Below are 16,663 nucleotides of genomic sequence, written 5' to 3'. Positions count from 1 at the left end.
AGCCGCGTCCGCTCGCCGGCAAGCGCGTGCTGATCACCGCCGGGCCGACCCATGAGGCGATCGACCCGGTGCGCTACATCGCCAACCGCTCGTCCGGCAAGCAGGGCTTTGCGATCGCCGCCGCCGCCCGCGCCGCCGGCGCCGAGGTCGTGCTGGTGACCGGCCCGGTCGAGCTCGACGATCCCCAGGGCATCTCCGTGATGCGCGTCGAATCCGCGCGCGACATGCTGCACCGGGTCGAGGCGGCGCTGCCGGTCGACGTTGCGATCTTTGCCGCCGCGGTCGCCGACTGGCGGGTCGCCAGCGAAGGCAGCCAGAAGCTGAAAAAGACCGCGGCCGGGATGCCGCCGCTGCAGCTGGTCGAGAACCCCGACATCCTCGCGACAATCTCGAAGCTGAAGGAGAAGCGGCCGCCGCTGGTGATCGGCTTCGCCGCCGAGACCGAGCACCTGATCGAGAACGCCAAGGCAAAGTTCGCGCGCAAGGGCTGCGACTGGATCGTCGCCAACGACGTCTCGCCGGCGACCGGCGTGATGGGTGGCGACCGCAACACCGTTCACCTGCTCTCGCGCGAGGGCAAGGACGTCACCGTCGACTCCTGGCCCGTGATGACCAAGGAAGAAGTCGCGACTGCGCTGGTCTCGCGGATCGCAAGAGAAGTAGGAACCGGATCGTGAGCGCCACCATCAAGGTCGAAGTCCACCAATTGCCGCATGGCGCAGATCTCCTGCTGCCGATCTACCAGACCGCGGACGCGGCCGGGCTCGACCTGTTGGCCGCGGTGCCGCGGTCGGCGCCGCTGCTGCTGCTGCCGGGCCGCTACGAGATGGTTCCAACCGGGCTGACGATCGCGCTGCCGCCGGGCTATGAGGCGCAGGTGCGGCCGCGTTCCGGCCTTGCCGCCAAATACGGCGTCACGGTGCTGAACTCGCCCGGCACTGTTGACGCCGACTATCGCGGCGAGATCAACGTGCTGCTGATCAATCATGGCCAGGAGGCGTTTTCGATCCGGCGCGGCGAGCGCATCGCGCAGATGGTGATCGCGCCGGTCACAAAGGCCGAGCTGGTTCCGGTCGACGTGCTGTCGTCAACCGAGCGCGGCGGCGGCGGCTTCGGCTCGACCGGACGCTAGCGCGAAGTGTGCGGACCGCCTCCGGGAGATCACGCTTCGCGTGCGATCTCGGCACGATTACGGAGTCAATTCGCGTAAAATCCACACCACCGGCCGCATTTTTTCACAGCGGATTCTGCGTTCACGGTCTGGACTCTTACTCGGCGAGTCCCGTTGGGACTATTCTGGATTGATTCGAGCGCGACGGGGGGGTCTTCGTCGGCTGTCGGGTCCTGCTTGGGCATGATCCCCGGACAAACGTCAAACGTTTGCCGTGGGGGAACACCGGTCTCCTCTTTTCCGGATCATGCCCTAAGGTTTGTGCGTTCTGGGGCAACATATGTCGGGCGTAGTCGCGGCAGTGCGTCGAACCCTGCTGTCATGCACCTCACTGGCGCGCGACGGCATGATTGGGCTCGCCATCACCGCATTGCTGCCGGCCCGCAATTCGTTTGCCGCCGAGAGCGTGCTCACCCAGGCGATGTCGGATCATTTCGGTTTCAATCACCAGGAGGTCGCGGTCCTCGCGACATCGTTCGCGCTGGTCGGCTTCTCTGCCGTCGCCGCGATCCTCCTCATGCGCACCCGCCTGCGCGCGACGCGGAACGAGGAGCAGCTGCAGTCCGAGATCACGGACCTCCAGGCGCAATCGGACCGGCTGCGCGCGCTGCTGTTCGTCGAGCCGCAGGTCTTGATCTCGTGGGCCGCCGGCGACAACCGGCCGCAGATCTCGGGCGACATCTCGCTGGTGATGTCGCAGGAGGGCCCGCCGCAGCGCATCCTCGCCTTCGGAACCTGGCTGCCGCCCGAGCCGGCGCTGCAGATGGACCACGCGGTCGACGCGCTGCGCGAGAAGGGCGAAGCGTTCCTGCTCAACCTCTCGACCTCGGCCGGCCGCGCCATCGAGGCGATGGGCCGCGCGATCGGCGGCCAGGCCATCGTGCGGATCCGCGAGCTCGGCGGCCTGCGCCGCGAGCTGGCCGAATCCAACCTGCGCTACAAGACGCTGCAGGAGGAGACCGAGCTGCTGCGCGATTTCGCCGCTGCCGCCCCATGGCCGATCTGGGCCAAGAGCCTCGAGGGCAATCTGCGCTATGCCAACGCGGCCTATGTCCGCGCCACCGAGGGCAAGAGCGTGTCGGACGCGCTGCAGCGCAATCTCGAACTGCTCGAAAGCGACCAACGCACCGAACTGACCCGCGCGCTGAACGACAATGCCAATTATGCCGCACGGCTGCCGATCGTCGTCAGCGGCGAGCGGCGGATCTACGACGTCCAGGCGCTGAAACTCTCCGGCGGCAGCGCCGGCATCGCGATCGACGCCAGCGAGGCCGCGGCGCTGCGCGCGGCGATCGCGCGGATGGTCGAAGCGCACCGGCGCACCCTCGACCAATTGTCCTCGGGTGTCGCGGTGTTCGATGCCGACCGGCGCCTCACCTTCTACAACGAATCCTACCGGCGGCTGTGGGGCCTCGACCAGGCCTTCCTCGACAGCAACCCCGACGATTCCAGCGTCCTCGATCGCCTGCGTGCCAACCGCAAGCTGCCCGAGCAACCGGATTTCCGCGCCTGGAAGGCCAAGTTGCATGAGGCCTATCGCGCGGTCGAATCCGAGACCTACACCTGGTTCCTGCCCGACGGCCGCGCCATCAGCGTCGTCACCACGCCGAACCTCGAGGGTGGCGTCACCTATCTGTTCGACAACGTCACCGAGAGCCTCGACCTCGCGCGCCGCTACGACCGCCTGACACGGGTGCAGCGCGAGACTCTCGACAATCTCGGCGAAGCGGTCACGGTGTTCGGCAGCAACGGCCGCGCCGAACTGTTCAACCCACCCTTCGCCAAGATGTGGAAGCTGCCGGCCGACGCGCTGCAGGGCGAACCGCATATCGAGCAGGTGGAAGCATTGTGCCGGCCGCTGTTCGACGACGCGCTGACCTGGCGGACGCTGCGCGAATCGATCACCGCGATCGAGAACCGCGCCCAGGTCGCGCTCAAGCTGGAGCGCAAGGACGGCAGCGTGCTGAACTGCATGACCATCCCGCTGCCCGACGGCAAGACCCTGCTCGCCTTCCAGGACATCACCGACACCGAGAATGTCGAGCGGGCGCTGCGCGAACGCAACGAGGCGCTGGAAGCTGCCGACCAGATGAAGGTGGATTTCGTCCACCACGTCTCCTACGAGCTGCGCGCGCCGCTCACCACCATCATCGGCTTCGCGCATTTCCTCAGCGATCCCTCGACCGGGCCGCTGACGCCGAAGCAGGCCGAGTATCTCGATTACGTCACCAAATCGACCAACGCGCTGCTGGCGCTGACCAACAACATCCTCGATCTCGCGACCATCGACGCCGGCGCGATGAAGCTCGAGCTCGGCCCGGTCAATATCGGCCAGGCGATCGAGGCCGCCGCTGAAGGCATTCAGGATCGTCTGGCAACCGACCGCATCACGCTGAAGGTCGATATCGAGCCCAATATCGGCGCCTTCGTCGGCGACGAGCGGCGCGTGGTGCAGGTGCTCTACAATCTGCTTGCCAACGCCGTCGGCTTCTCGCCGCATGATGCCACCGTCACGATCAGCGCGCACCGCACCGAGCACAGCGTGGTGTTTGCGGTGACCGATGCCGGTCCCGGCATTCCAGCCGAGATGCGCGACAAGGTGTTCAACTGGTTCGAGAGCCATTCGCACGGCTCGCGGCATCGCGGCGCGGGGCTCGGACTGTCGCTGGTGCGCTCCTTCGTCGAGCTGCATGGCGGCCGGGTGCGCGTCGATTCGACCGTCGGGCGCGGCACGACCGTGACCTGCGACTTCCCGATCGACCAGACCGCACACCGCAACGCTGCTGAATGACGGCGACCTCGACATTCTCGGTGGCGCTCGCGAACGAAACCGCGACGTCAGAGCTGATGGCCGACCTTGCGCTGCTGATCGGCGCCGGCGATGTCGTCACGCTCTCGGGCGACCTCGGCGCCGGCAAGACCGCGGCCGCCCGCGCCCTGATCCGCTACCTCGCCGCCGACGATACGCTGGAAGTGCCGAGCCCGACCTTCACGCTGGCGCAGAGCTACGAGCTACCGTCGTTTCCACTGGTTCATGCCGATCTCTACCGCATCAATGACGCCAGCGAGCTCGAGGAGATCGGGCTGTCGCCGCTGCCCGACGACATCGTGGCGCTGATCGAGTGGCCGGAACGCGCGCCGGACGCGATGCCCGCTGACCGCATCGATATCGCCTTCAGCCACCGCCCGGCGCTCGGATCGGCCGCGCGCGCCGCCGAGATCACCGGCTATGGCAAGGCCGCCGCCAAGGTCGCGCGGCTCAACGAGTTGCGCCAGTTCCTCGATCGCGCAGGCTTCCTCAAGGCGCGGCGCGAGCGCATGCCCGGCGATGCCTCGACCCGTTCCTATGCGCGGCTGCGCAACGACGACGGCAGCGTCATCCTGATGAACTCGCCGCGCCGTCCCGACGGCCCGGCGATCTACAACGGCAGCTCCTACAGCGCCGCGGTGCATCTCGCCGAAGACGTGCGGCCCTTCGTTGCGATCGGCAACGGCCTGCGCAAACATGGCTTCTCCGCACCTGCGATCCGGCACATCGATCTCGAATCGGGCTTCCTCATCACCGAGGATCTCGGCGCCGAAGGCGTGATCGAGGGCGATCCGCCGCGGCCGATCGCCGAGCGTTACGAGGCCGCCGTCGACATGCTGGCGGCGCTGCATCGCGAGGCGCTGCCCGACACGGTGCCGCTGACGGCAGACGAGAGCTACGACATCCCGGTGTTCGATATCGACGCCTGGCTGATCGAGATCGGGCTGATGCTGGAATGGTACCTGCCCGACCGCGGCGTGCAGCCGAGCGAGGAGCTGCGCACCGAATTCCTCGGGATGTGGCGCGGCCTCTTGGAAAAGCCCGCCGCGGCGCCGCAGACCTGGGTGATCCGCGACTTCCATTCGCCGAACATCATCTGGCTTGCCGAGCGCACCGGTATCCTGCGCGTCGGCATCATCGACTTCCAGGACGCGCTGCTCGGTCCTGCGGCCTATGACGTGGTGTCGCTGTTGCAGGACGCGCGGATCGACGTGCCCGAGCAGCTCGAACTGTCGCTCTTGACCCGTTACATCAAGGCGCGGCGCGCCACCGACGCGAGCTTCGATCCGGCCGGCTTCGCCGAGCTCTATGCGATCATGTCGGCGCAGCGCAACACCCGCCTGCTCGGCACCTTTGCACGGCTCAACCGCCGCGACGGCAAGCCGCAATATCTCAAGCACCAGCCGCGGATCTGGACCTATCTCGAACGCTCGCTCGCCCATCCGGCGCTGACGACCTTCCGCATCTGGTACACCGCCAACGTCCCTCCCCCAGTACCTTAGTTTACGGGTTGTTAGCCTTGGGTCCCCTAAGCTCGCAGAGTCCGCACCTCATCCATGGCGCGGCCGGATCGGGAGCGGGACCACACGATGGGGACGGAACGACGCAGGGGCGATCGTGTCACGTTTGAGCGCGGCATAGCCGCGCACATGATGGGCATCGACGGCACCTGGCGGCGCGACTGCACCATGGAAGACGTGTCCGAGACGGGCGCCAAGCTGACCGTCGAGGGCTCGGTCGAGGGCCTGGCCCTGAAGGAGTTTTTTCTGCTGCTGTCGTCCACAGGATTGGCCTATCGCCGCTGCGAGCTGGCATGGGTCAATGGCGACCAGATTGGCGTCAACTTCCTCAAACAAGGCGACAAGAAGAAGAAAACTGCCAGACGCGGTGCGCAAGCCGACGTCTAGAGCATGATCCGGAAAAGTGGAGACGGTTTTCCGGCAAGATCATGCTCCAACAAAGGGTCGTCGTTATTGCCGTCTTACGGCCGTCATGTCTCATGACTATGGCGTCTGATTGATGTGCTTGCCGAATCGCCGTGATATGATCGGCGCATGAGAGATGATGACCGAGAATATCCGGAAAATGCCCGTCACTCCCCATAAAGCCATGGTGCTCGCTGCGGGCCTCGGCGTGCGCATGCGCCCCCTGACCGACACGATGCCGAAGCCGCTGGTCAGCGTCGCCGGCCAGCCGCTGCTCGACCATGTGCTCGACAAGCTCGCCGGCGCCGGCGTCAGCGAAGCGGTGGTCAACGTGCATTATCTGCCCGACCAGATCATCGAGCACGTCAAGCCCCGCAGCCGCCCGCATGTGATCATCTCCGACGAGCGCGACCAGGTGCTCGGCACCGGCGGCGCGGTGGTGAAGGCGCTGCCGCTGCTCGGCGATGCGCCGTTCTTCCATCTCAATGCCGACACGATGTGGATCGACGGCGTGCGTTCCAATCTGGCCCGGCTGGCCGAGACCTTCGATCCCGCGCGGATGGATATCCTGCTGCTGATGGCGCCGACCGCCTCCAGCATCGGCTATAGCGGCCGCGGCGACTATTCGATGTTGCCGGACGGCGCGCTGCGCAAGCGGCGGGAAAACCAGGTGGTGCCGTTCGTCTATGCCGGCGCCGCGATCATGTCGCCTGCGCTGTTCGCGGACGCTCCGGCGGGCGAATTCTCGCTGACCAAGATGTTCGATCGCGCCAACGAGCAGGAGCGGCTGTTCGGCCTGCGCCTCGATGGCGTCTGGATGCATGTCGGAACCCCCGACGCGATCCAGGCTGCGGAAGACGCCTATCTGGAAAGCGTAGCTTAGAGCCTGATGAGATTAGCTTGAGCTAGAACGGCGTTCGTAGTTCACCTCTCCCTTGGGAGAGGTCGATTTGCGCAGCAAATCGGGTGAGGGTTTACGGTCTATCGAGAGAGCAAGAGCCCTCACCCGGATTGCTTCGCAATCCGACCTCTCCCCGATGGGGAGAGGTGAAACGAGACCGCGCCAAGCCGATTCGACCGAAACTCATTCCCGCTTCAGGCAAAGTTGCCGTTAGGCATTGCAATCGATGGCGAGCACCGCAAAACTTGCCAGCCAGTGCTCGCCCATATAGTCGCCGGCGATGTGCGGCAGGCCGGCGTCGAGATGGCGTCGCGCCGCATCCAGCAAAATCGGGCGACGCACATCGCCCTCCGGCAACGTGCCCGCCAGCGCACGCCAGCACCACGCCCGGCTGAGATTGAGCCCATCGAGATGCGCAAGCTTGCCGTCGCTGCGATCGGTCACGGTCGCGGGCCGAAACAAGGTTGCGGGTTCGCGTTGCGCGAGGTGCGGCAGGAAGCGATCGAACCAGGGCAGGAAGTCCCGAGGCGACAGCAGCCGCCGCATGCATTCCGCTTCGATCAGCGCGGACGACTGGAAGTCGTCGCCGCTCGGCTCGCCCCAGGCGGGACAATCCTGATCGGCTCCGTACCAGCGCAGCGCGGTGTCGCGCAGCAGCGCCCCGAGCGCATCGTCCTGCGTCGCCGCGGCGTAGTCGGCGGCCATGCGCAGCCCGAACGCGGTGTTGAAATGCGTGCCGACCCGCACCGGATAGGTGGCGAGCGGCAGGAAATCGCGAAAGCGCTGCGCGAAGATTTCGGCAAGCGGCGCGATTTGCTCGCGCCAGCTGACGTCGTCGAAAAGCGCGAGCTCTGCCGCAAGCTTCAACAGCCAGCCCCAGCCGTACGGCCGCTTGAAGCCGCGCGCGGTCGGGGCCGCGAGATAGGCGCACTCCGCCGCGATCTTCTCCGCAACGAACTGTGCGCCGAACAGGGCGCGGATCGCATCCGCCGCTTCGGAGGTCGGATAAAAGCGCAGCAGCCGGGCGAGCATCCAATAGCTGTGGACGCAGGAATGCCAGTCGTAGCTGCCGAAGAACACCGGATGCAGCTCGCGCGGCGTGCGTGCGTCCTGTGGCCCTGCCAGCACATGATCCGGCTTGTTCGGATATTCGCGGCCGACATGGCCGAGCGCGATGCGGGCGAAGCGAACGGCGAGTTGTTCGGTCAGGGATGTGGCGGTCATGGTGAGGAGCCCTCCTCGCGCCGAACCAGCATCTCGATCAGGCGCGGTGCAATATAGATCGGAAACTGCGTCGCGGCGAAGAATAGCGTTGTCATCGGCGAAGCCGCTGCGCCCATCGCCGACCAGACCAGCCCGACATTGCGGTTGCCGAGAATGAGGCCTGCGGTGAGTCGCTCGGCCAGCGAACCCGGCGTGAGCAGCGCGCCAAGCACTTGCAGCGCAAGATTGCAGGCGAGGGCAAGGCCGACACAGATTGCCGCGGCACGCGGCTGTGCCGCGATCTGCGCACGCACTCCGGCCATGGTGGAGATCGCAAACAGCAGCAGGGAGGCGAGGACGAGCGCGTCGATCATGCCCGAACGCCGCACCAATTGCGCGCGGGCCTGACGGCGAAGCAGCAGCGCCAGCGCGCTCGCACTGCCGAGCAACAGGGCCAGCCGCGCGGCGAGGGCCAGCGGATCGAGCGCGAGACCGGCAAATCCCGCCGCGATCAGCGGCACGGTGACCGGCGCCAGCGCCATCGACAGCAGCGTCACGGCAAGCGGAACGGTGGCATCGAAGCCGAGCATGCGCGCGACCGCGGCGGTGCCGCTCGACGGTGGCGCACAGACCGACAACACCAGCGCGACGACCAGCTCGGTCGGCAGTCCGGCACCGCGCGCGGCGAAGCCGACCGCGAGCGGACAGACCAGCATCGCGAGCGCCGGCAACAGCAGCCAGACCAGCGGACGCCGCAGCGCACGGCGGAATGCCGCGCCATCGACCTGGAGGAAGGTGCCGAGCACCAGGACGAAGATCGCCGCCGCCATCAGCGGGCGCATGCTGTCGGCAAGGGCGGGAAAAGCCAGTCCGGCCATAACGCCAACGATCAGCAAGGTCGGCCCGCGCGGCATCAGCCTCGCGAATGATCGTCCCGGATCCTGGCGCCTCGTCGTCATGCCCGGGAGCTATAGGCGCCGCCAGATCATTGTTGAAATCGATTATTTCTATATGCATTATTGATTTCATGAATTTATCCGCCGTCGATCTCAACCTGCTGGTCGCCTTCGAGGCGCTGATGGAGGAGCGCCACGTCACCCGCGCAGCCGAACGCATTGGCCTCGCCCAGCCGTCGATGAGCAGCGCGCTGCGCAGGCTGCGCGCGCTGTTTGCGGACGAATTGTTCCTGCGTGCCGGCGCCGGCATGCAGCCGACCGAGAAAGCGCTGGCGCTAGCAGGCCCGATCGGAGAGGCGCTGCGGCAGATCCGGGGCGCGCTGGCGCCCGATCGGAGCTTCGATCCGGCGACCGCGCGCCGGCGCATCACCATCGCAGCGACCGACTATGGCGATCTCGTCCTGGTGCCGGAACTGACCCGCTTGCTGCGCGCGGAAGCGCCGGGGATCGACCTCGCCGTACGCCCGCTGACCGATGCGACGGCGGCGCTGGCAAAGCTCGAGCGCGGCGAGCTCGATGCGTTGATCGGCGGCCATCTGCCGGAGACGCCGCGCTGCGTCCGGCACCGCCTGTTCGAGGAACGCTTCGTCTGCATCCGCGACGCCGCGCGCGCGAGCCGGTCGGAGGCTCTCAGCCTGGAGGACTATGCGACCCTGCCGCACGCGCTGTTCTCGGCGGCCGGCGGCGATGGCCTGCCGAGCGTGATCGACGCGCTGCTGGCGCGCCATGGGTTGAAGCGGCGCCTCGCCGTGACGCTTGCGCATGTGGTGGCCGTTCCCTTCGCCGTGGCCGGCACCGATCTCATCGCCACGATGGCGGAGCGCGTCGCCCGGCGCTTCACGCATCTCGCCGAAATTACCGTCGTGATGCCGCCGATCGAGATCCCCGCCTTCGCAATCGACCTGATCCATACCAGCCGCGCCGCGCAGGATCCGGCGCTGCGCTGGTTCCTGGATGCCGTCGATCGCTGCGCCGCCCGGCTGCGACATTGAGCTGTCATGGCTGACCGGCGGGGGGTGGCTAACGACGGCCGCCGCTCCCTATATTGGCGCCTGATTCGAACAAGGCAGCCCATGCGCGTTCTCAGCGTTCCCGTTTCCGCGCCGTTCCTGCGCACCGTCATTGCGGCGCTGGTCGACGGCCGCCTGCTGGCGGGATTCGAGGCGCAGAGCGATCCGGCAAAGCTCGCCAACGCCACGCTCTATCTGCCGACCCGCCGCGCCGGCCGGCTGGCGCGCGAAATCTTCCTCGACGTGCTCGATTCCGACGCCGCGGTGCTGCCGCGTATCGTCGCGCTTGGCGAGATCGACGAGGACGAGCTTGCCTTCGCCGATCAGGGCGACGCCGTTGGTGGCGCCGCGCCGCTGGAAATTCCGCCAAGACTGGGCGAGCTGGAGCGCCGGTTGACGCTGGCGCATCTGGTCGCGGCCTGGGCGAAGACGCCGGTGTCGGCGCCGCTCGTGGTCGGCGGCCCGGCCTCGACCTTGCAGCTCGCCGGCGACCTTGCGCGACTGATGGACGACATGGTGACGCGCGGCGTCGACTGGCGCGCGCTCGACCGGCTGGTGCCGGATCAGCTCGACAAATACTGGCAGCACTCGCTCGACTTCCTGCGCATCGCGCGCGATGCCTGGCCGAACTACCTCAAGGAGATCGGCCGGATCGAGCCGGCCGCGCGCCGCGATCTCTTGATCGAGGCGGAGGCGGCGCGGCTGACCGCGCACCCGACGGGCCCGGTGATCGCGGCCGGTTCGACCGGCTCGATGCCGGCGACGGCAAAATTCCTGCACGCGGTGGCGAAGCTGCCGAACGGCGCCGTGGTGCTGCCCGGGCTCGACACCGATCTCGACGAGGACAGCTGGGACACGATCGGCGGCGAGCGCGGCGACGACGGCAGGTTCACCACGCCGCCCTCGTCGAACCATCCGCAATTCGCGATGCACGCGCTGCTCGATCGCTTCGACATCAAGCGCCGCGACGTTGAGAGCCTGGCCGAGCCGGCGCCGCTCGGCCGCGAGGTGCTGGTGTCGGAGACGATGCGTCCGTCGACCGCGACCGCGCAATGGCATGACCGGCTGGAGCGGCCCGAGATCGTGGCGCGGATTTCCGCCGGGATGACCAATCTCACCGTGGTCGAGGCGCCCAATCCGGAAATGGAGGCGCTGGCGATTGCGGTCGCGATGCGCGAGGCGCGGCATCTCGGCAAATCGGCCGCGCTGGTGACGCCGGATCGCGCGCTGGCACGCCGCGTGACGGCCTCGCTGACGCGCTGGAAGCTGGAGTTTGATGATTCCGGCGGCGACGCACTGATCGAAACACCGGCCGGCGTGTTCGCCCGCCTCACCGCGGAAGCCGCGGCCAACGGGCTGGAGCCGCCGACATTGCTCGCGCTGCTCAAGCATCCGCTGTTCCGGCTCGGCGGCGCGCATGGCGCATTGCGGCGCGCGATCGAGGTGCTGGAAATCGCGCTGCTCCGCGGCACGCGGCCGCAACCGGGGACCGGCGGGCTCGCGCGCGACTTCGCACGCTTCCGCGCCGAGCTGGTCAAGCTGCATGGCGGCGAGACCTCGTCGCTACACGCCATGGAGCCGCGCGCCCGGCTGCGCGACAACGAGCTCAACCAGGCCGAGGGCCTGATCGCCAGACTGCAGGCGGCGCTGGCGCCGCTGGAAAGCATGGCGTCGTCAAAACCCTATGATTTCGCCGAGCTCGCGGCGCGCCACCGCGAGGCGCTGATCGCACTGTCGGCCGACCAGAACGGCGTCGCGATCGTGTTCGAGGAGCGCGCCGGTGCCTCGCTGGCCTCCGCCTTCGACGAGCTGCTCGCGAGACAGCAGCCGAGCGGGCTGATGACGCCGCTGTCAGATTATCCCGAGGTGTTCCAGACCGCCTTCGCCGACCGAATGGTGCGGCGGCCGGAATCGGCGCGCGCGCAGCTCAATATCTACGGCCAGCTCGAGGCGCGTCTCACCGAGTCGGATCGCGTCATCCTCGGCGGCCTGGTCGAGGGCGTCTGGCCGCCGGCGCCGCGGATCGATCCCTGGCTGAGCCGGCCGATGCGGCACGAACTCGGGCTCGATCTTCCCGAGCGGCGCATCGGCCTGTCCGCGCACGACTTTGCGCAGCTGCTCGGCCATGACGAGGTGATCCTCACCCACGCCGCCAAGGTCGGCGGCGCGCCGGCGGTCGCCTCGCGTTTCCTGCACCGGCTCGAAGCGGTTGCCGGCGAAGCGCGCTGGAAGGCAGCAACATCGGCCGGCGAAACTTACGTGCAATATGCCGCCGAGCTCGACCGGCCCGACAAGGTCGAGCCGATGCCGCACCCGGAGCCGCGGCCCCCGCGGGAGGCGCGGCCGCTGAAAATGTCGGTCACCGCAATCGAGGACTGGCTGCGCGATCCCTACACGATCTATGCGCGCTATATCCTCAAGCTCGATCCGCTCGATCCTGTCGACATGCCGCTGTCGGCAGCCGATCGCGGCTCGGCGATCCACGAATCGCTCGGCGAATTCACGCAAACCTATGCCGACGCGCTGCCTGACGACATCAAGAGCGCGCTGCGCGATATCGGGGCCAAGCATTTTGCGCCGCTGATGGAACGACCGGAGGCGCGTGCGCTGTGGTGGCCGCGCTTCCAGCGCATCGCGGCGTGGTTTGCCGAATGGGAGCAGGCCCGGCGCGGCAATATTGCTGCGATCAAGGCAGAGATCCGCGGCGAGATCGGCATTCCGCTCGACGATGCCAGGACATTCACGCTCTCCGCGCGCGCCGACCGCATTGAGCGGCGCGACGACGGCAGCTTTGCGATCCTCGATTACAAGACCGGGCAACCGCCGACGGGCAAGCAGGTGCGCATGGGGCTGTCGCCGCAGCTGACGCTGGAAGCCGCGATCCTGCGCGAGGGCGGCTTCGCCGACATCCCGGCCGAATCCTCGGTCGGCGACCTCGTCTATATCAGGCTGAGCGGCAACAACCCGCCGGGCGAGCAGCGTTCGCTGGAACTGAAGATCAAGACCAACGACACGCCGCAGCCGCCCGACGAAGCCGCCGACGCCGCGCGGCGCAAGCTGGAAGCCCTGATCCGCGCGTTCGACGACGAGAGCCAAGCCTACACCTCGCTGAACCTCTCGATGTGGGCGAACCGTTACGGCGCCTATGACGACCTCGCGCGGATCAAGGAATGGTCCGCGGCCGGCGGCCTGGGGATCGAGGAATGGTGAAGGCGCCACGTCCGATCCCATCAGCGGTGCGCGATGCGCAGGCGCGTGCGTCCGACCCGAAGGTGTCGACCTTCGTGTCGGCCAATGCCGGCTCGGGCAAGACCCATGTGCTGGTGCAACGCGTGATCCGCCTTTTGCTGTCAGGCGTGCCGCCGGAGAAGATCCTCTGCATCACCTTCACCAAGGCCGCCGCGGCGAACATGGCGGAGCGGGTGTTCACGACGCTGGGTCATTGGGTGACGCTCGACGATTCCGGGCTCGATGCCGCGATCCGCGAGGCCGGCATCGCGCATCCCTCCGCCTCACTGCGGCGCGAGGCGCGAAAACTGTTTGCCTGCGCGCTGGAGACGCCGGGCGGCCTGAAGGTGCAGACCATCCACGCGCTGTGCACCCGGCTGCTGCAACAGTTTCCGTTCGAGGCCAATGTGCCGGCGCGCTTCGCCGTGCTCGACGACCGCGACCAGAACGAGATGATGGAGCGCGCCAATCTCGCCGTGTTCCTCGAGGCGTCGCGGATTCCCGACAGTCCGATCGGCCGCGCGCTGCGGACCGCGATGGCGAATGCTGCCGACGTCACCTTCAAGGAGGTAGTCCGGGAGGCGTGCCTCAGCCGCGACCATTTCATGGCCTGGACCGATGCCGCCGGCAACGCCGCGGCCGCCGCCGCGCAGATGTCGGCCGCGCTCGGCGTTTCCGCTGAGGATCGCATCGAGGATGTCGAACGCGAGATCGTCGACGGGCCGAACCTGCCGCGGTCGAGCTGGAAGGAGATGGCGACGCTGCTCGACACCAGCAGCAAGGCGGATCAGAAGCAGGCCGAACGGCTGCGGGCGGCGCTGACCTTCACCGGTGCGGCGCAGGTCGACGAATATCTCGGCGTCTTCCTGACCGACGATCGCGCGCCGCGCGCGTCGGTCATCACCAACAATTTCATCAAGAAGAATTCGGTTGCGGGCAACAGGTTGGAGGCGGAGATCGACCGTCTTGGTCCCCTGATCGAACGCCGCCGCGCCGTGGTGACGCGCGACCGCAGCGAGGCGCTGATCCACATCGCGACCGCTGCGGCTGCGCACTATCGGCGCGAGAAGCTGGAACGCGGCCTGCTCGACTATGACGACCTCATCGACAAGACGCTCGCGATGCTCGACCGTGTCTCCTCGGGCTGGGTGCATTACAAGCTCGACCGCGGCGTCGATCACGTGCTGATCGACGAGGCGCAGGACACCAGCCCGCGGCAATGGGACATCGTCGCGCACATCATCTCCGAATTCACCTCCGGCGCCGGCGCGCGCGACGGCCTGGTGCGCACCGTGTTCGCGGTCGGCGACGAGAAGCAGTCGATCTTCTCGTTCCAGGGCGCGGCGCCGCGCGAATTCGATTTGCGCCGGCGCGAGCTGAAGCGGCGATTCGAGGAAGCCGGGCTGAAATTCGATCCGGTGTCGTTCACCTATTCGTTCCGCTCCGGGCCGGTGATCCTGCATTCGGTCGACCATGTGTTCCGCGAGCAGGAGATCTTCCGCAGCATCCATGCGGTCGAGAACGGCTATCCGATCCACAATGCGATGGCCGATGCCGGCCCCAGCCAAATCGAGCTGTGGGATCTCGCTGTCGCCGACGACCGCCAGGATATCGAGGGCTGGCGCGCGCCGTTCGACGGCGTCGCGATGACCAGCCCCGAGGTGAAGTTGGCGCGGCGCATCCAGGCCGAGATCAAGCGCCTGGTCACCAGCGGCACCATGACCGGCAGCGCCGGCGGGCGGCGGCCACTGCGTTACGGCGACATGCTGATCCTGGTGCGGCGGCGCGGCAACGCCTTCGACGCTGTCATCCAGGCGCTGAAGCACGCGGGCATTCCGGTCGCCGGCGCCGACCGGCTGAAGCTGACCGAGCACATCGCGATCATCGACCTGATGAACCTCGCCGACGCGCTGCTGCTGCCGCAGGACGATCTCGCGCTCGCGGTGGCGCTGAAGAGCCCGCTGTTCGGGCTCGACGACGACGATCTGTTCAAGCTGGCGCACGAGCGTCGCGGTTCGCTGCGCGAGGCACTGACCGCGCAGGCGCCGACCAACGAACGTTTTTCGGCCGCGCTGCGCCGCCTGGAAGAGTGCGAGCGCCGCTTCACCCAGGAGACGCCGTTCGCGTTCTACGCCTGGCTGCTCGGCGGCGATGGCGGGCGGGGGCGCATTCTACGCCGGCTCGGCCATGAGGCCAACGACGCGCTCGATGAATTCCTCGAGCTCGCGCTGGGCTATGAGCGCAAGGCGCCGGCCTCGCTGCAGGGCTTTGTCGCCTGGCTGCGCGCGGCCGACACCGAGGTGAAGCGCGACATGGAGATCTCGCGCGACGAAGTTCGCGTGATGACCGTGCACGGCGCCAAGGGCCTCGAGGCGTCGGTCGTGTTCCTGGTCGACACCACGACCTCGCCGTCGGACACCCAGCGGCTGCGGCTGATCCATCTGCCGCAGGGCAACGCGGCGCCGAACGCGCCCGGCGTCGTGGTGTGGGCCGGCAAGAAGGCCGAGGATCCGCCCGGCGTCGCCGACGCGCGCAGGGCGATGCTCGGCGACACCGAGGACGAATATCGCCGCCTGCTCTATGTCGCGATGACCCGCGCCGCCGACCGGCTGATCGTCGGCGGCTGCATGCCCGGCAACATGAACACGGTGCGGAAATCCTCCTGGTACGATCTGATCACCAAGGGGCTCGCCAATTCCGGGCTCAAGCTCGAGGAACTCGAGACGCCGGCCGGCAAGGTGATGCGCTATTCGTGGCCCGACGACACAGCCGATCTCACCGGTGTCGCGGCATCAGCGCCCGCGGCGCCGATCGTGCTGCCGTCCTGGCTGCGCACCGCGGCCGCCCCTGAAGCCGCCGCCGCGGGCGTGCTGCGCCCGTCCGATCCGGCCGATGACGACAGTCATCCGATACGAACCGGCGAATCGGTGCAGCTGCGCGCCCGCGCCCTGCAGCGCGGCACGCTGGTGCATCGCCTGCTGCAATCGCTGCCCGACGTTGCTCTGGAGCGACGGCTCGGCGCGGCACTCGGCTATCTTGCGCGTAACGCCGATGGCTGGAGCGAGGAAGAGCGCGCGGCGCTGGCTCGGCAAGTGGTCGCCCTGACCGTCGATCTGCGGTTCGCGCCGGTGTTTGCCCCCGGCAGCCGCGCCGAGGTGTCGATCGTGGGCCGGCTGGAGCGGCCGGGCCAGCCGAAGGCGCTGGTCTCGGGCCAGATCGACCGGCTGGTGGTGACGCCGAACGAGGTCCTGATCGTCGATTTCAAGACCAACCACGCCCCGCCAAAGACCGCCGCCGAGGCTCCCAAGGGTTATATCCGGCAGCTCGCGCTGTACCGTGCGGTGCTGGCAAAACTTTATCCCCAAAGGATCATCCACGCCGCCCTGCTCTGGACCGAAACCGCTGAAATGATGGAGATTTCCGCCTCCGCGCTGGACGCCGGGCTGGCATAAGTTCATGT

11 protein-coding genes are annotated in these 16,663 nt (G+C 67.6%); 9 read left to right on the top strand and 2 right to left on the bottom strand.

The genetic code is table 11. From position 1 onward, the window contains the following. The 6 genes from AC628_RS34040 to AC628_RS34015 all read left to right on the top strand — a co-directional run. Window positions 1–677, top strand: a 677-nt coding sequence (locus tag AC628_RS34040) for a phosphopantothenoylcysteine decarboxylase domain-containing protein (RefSeq protein ID WP_283806728.1), incomplete at its 5' end; no start/stop codon positions are given. Then, window positions 674–1,132, top strand: a complete 459-nt coding sequence (dut, locus tag AC628_RS34035) for a dUTP diphosphatase (RefSeq protein WP_074131085.1) — start codon at window positions 674–676, stop codon at window positions 1,130–1,132. The genes AC628_RS34040 and dut, both read left to right, overlap by 4 nt. A 319-nt stretch (window positions 1,133–1,451) precedes the next feature. Next, window positions 1,452–3,962, top strand: a complete 2,511-nt coding sequence (locus tag AC628_RS34030; protein ID WP_074131084.1) for a sensor histidine kinase — start codon at window positions 1,452–1,454, stop codon at window positions 3,960–3,962. After that, window positions 3,959–5,482 carry a tRNA (adenosine(37)-N6)-threonylcarbamoyltransferase complex ATPase subunit type 1 TsaE gene (gene tsaE, locus AC628_RS34025; RefSeq protein ID WP_074131083.1) on the top strand — a complete coding sequence of 508 codons (1,524 nt, stop codon included), beginning with the start codon at window positions 3,959–3,961 and terminating at the stop codon, window positions 5,480–5,482. The genes AC628_RS34030 and tsaE overlap by 4 nt, the downstream gene beginning before the upstream one ends. A gap of 87 nt (window positions 5,483–5,569) precedes the next feature. Continuing rightward, a complete protein-coding gene (locus AC628_RS34020; RefSeq protein ID WP_035653764.1) occupies window positions 5,570–5,887 on the top strand; it encodes a PilZ domain-containing protein in 318 nt (105 codons plus the stop codon). Between the two features lie 178 nt (window positions 5,888–6,065). Next, on the top strand, window positions 6,066–6,788 hold the full coding sequence (locus tag AC628_RS34015) for a nucleotidyltransferase family protein (RefSeq protein WP_074131089.1): 723 nt from the start codon (window positions 6,066–6,068) through the stop codon (window positions 6,786–6,788). Window positions 6,789–7,016: 228 nt separating this feature from the next. Here the strand turns inward: AC628_RS34015 and AC628_RS34010 are convergent, their stop codons facing one another. Together AC628_RS34010 and AC628_RS34005 are read right to left on the bottom strand one after the other, a co-directional pair. Beyond that, on the bottom strand, window positions 7,017–8,030 hold the full coding sequence (locus AC628_RS34010) for a DUF2891 domain-containing protein (RefSeq protein ID WP_074131082.1): 1,014 nt from the start codon (window positions 8,028–8,030) through the stop codon (window positions 7,017–7,019). Beyond that, a complete protein-coding gene (locus AC628_RS34005) occupies window positions 8,027–8,968 on the bottom strand; it encodes a hypothetical protein (RefSeq protein ID WP_245321470.1) in 942 nt (313 codons plus the stop codon). Before AC628_RS34005 ends, AC628_RS34010 begins: the two co-directional genes overlap by 4 nt. 68 nt (window positions 8,969–9,036) lie before the next feature. On the opposite strand from AC628_RS34005, the gene AC628_RS34000 reads away from it, so the two are divergent. From AC628_RS34000 to addA, 3 genes are all read left to right on the top strand, one after another. Then, window positions 9,037–9,957: a LysR family transcriptional regulator gene (locus tag AC628_RS34000; protein ID WP_074131081.1), complete on the top strand. Its 921-nt coding sequence runs from the start codon at window positions 9,037–9,039 to the stop codon at window positions 9,955–9,957. Between the two features lie 81 nt (window positions 9,958–10,038). Then, a complete protein-coding gene (gene addB, locus AC628_RS33995; RefSeq protein WP_074131080.1) occupies window positions 10,039–13,185 on the top strand; it encodes a double-strand break repair protein AddB in 3,147 nt (1,048 codons plus the stop codon). Beyond that, window positions 13,179–16,655 carry a double-strand break repair helicase AddA gene (gene addA, locus AC628_RS33990; RefSeq protein WP_074131079.1) on the top strand — a complete coding sequence of 1,159 codons (3,477 nt, stop codon included), beginning with the start codon at window positions 13,179–13,181 and terminating at the stop codon, window positions 16,653–16,655. The genes addB and addA overlap by 7 nt, the downstream gene beginning before the upstream one ends. The last annotated feature ends 8 nt before the right edge of the window (window positions 16,656–16,663 follow it).

The sequence above is a fragment of the Bradyrhizobium sp. NAS96.2 genome, from assembly GCF_001908235.1.
Lineage (GTDB): Bacteria > Pseudomonadota > Alphaproteobacteria > Rhizobiales > Xanthobacteraceae > Bradyrhizobium.
The sequence above is the reverse complement of the archived record's forward strand: the minus strand, read 5'-3'. Positions and strand labels throughout refer to the sequence as shown.

Coding starts and splice junctions, on each gene's coding strand:
- AC628_RS34030 (WP_074131084.1), top strand. CDS start 1,452: ATGTCGGGCGTAGTCGCGGCAGTGCGTCGAACCCTGCTGTCATGCACC.
- tsaE (WP_074131083.1), top strand. CDS start 3,959: ATGACGGCGACCTCGACATTCTCGGTGGCGCTCGCGAACGAAACCGCG.
- AC628_RS34020 (WP_035653764.1), top strand. CDS start 5,570: ATGGGGACGGAACGACGCAGGGGCGATCGTGTCACGTTTGAGCGCGGC.
- AC628_RS34015 (WP_074131089.1), top strand. CDS start 6,066: ATGCCCGTCACTCCCCATAAAGCCATGGTGCTCGCTGCGGGCCTCGGC.
- AC628_RS34010 (WP_074131082.1), bottom strand. CDS start 8,030: ATGACCGCCACATCCCTGACCGAACAACTCGCCGTTCGCTTCGCCCGC.
- AC628_RS34005 (WP_245321470.1), bottom strand. CDS start 8,968: ATGACGACGAGGCGCCAGGATCCGGGACGATCATTCGCGAGGCTGATG.
- AC628_RS34000 (WP_074131081.1), top strand. CDS start 9,037: ATGAATTTATCCGCCGTCGATCTCAACCTGCTGGTCGCCTTCGAGGCG.
- addB (WP_074131080.1), top strand. CDS start 10,039: ATGCGCGTTCTCAGCGTTCCCGTTTCCGCGCCGTTCCTGCGCACCGTC.
- addA (WP_074131079.1), top strand. CDS start 13,179: ATGGTGAAGGCGCCACGTCCGATCCCATCAGCGGTGCGCGATGCGCAG.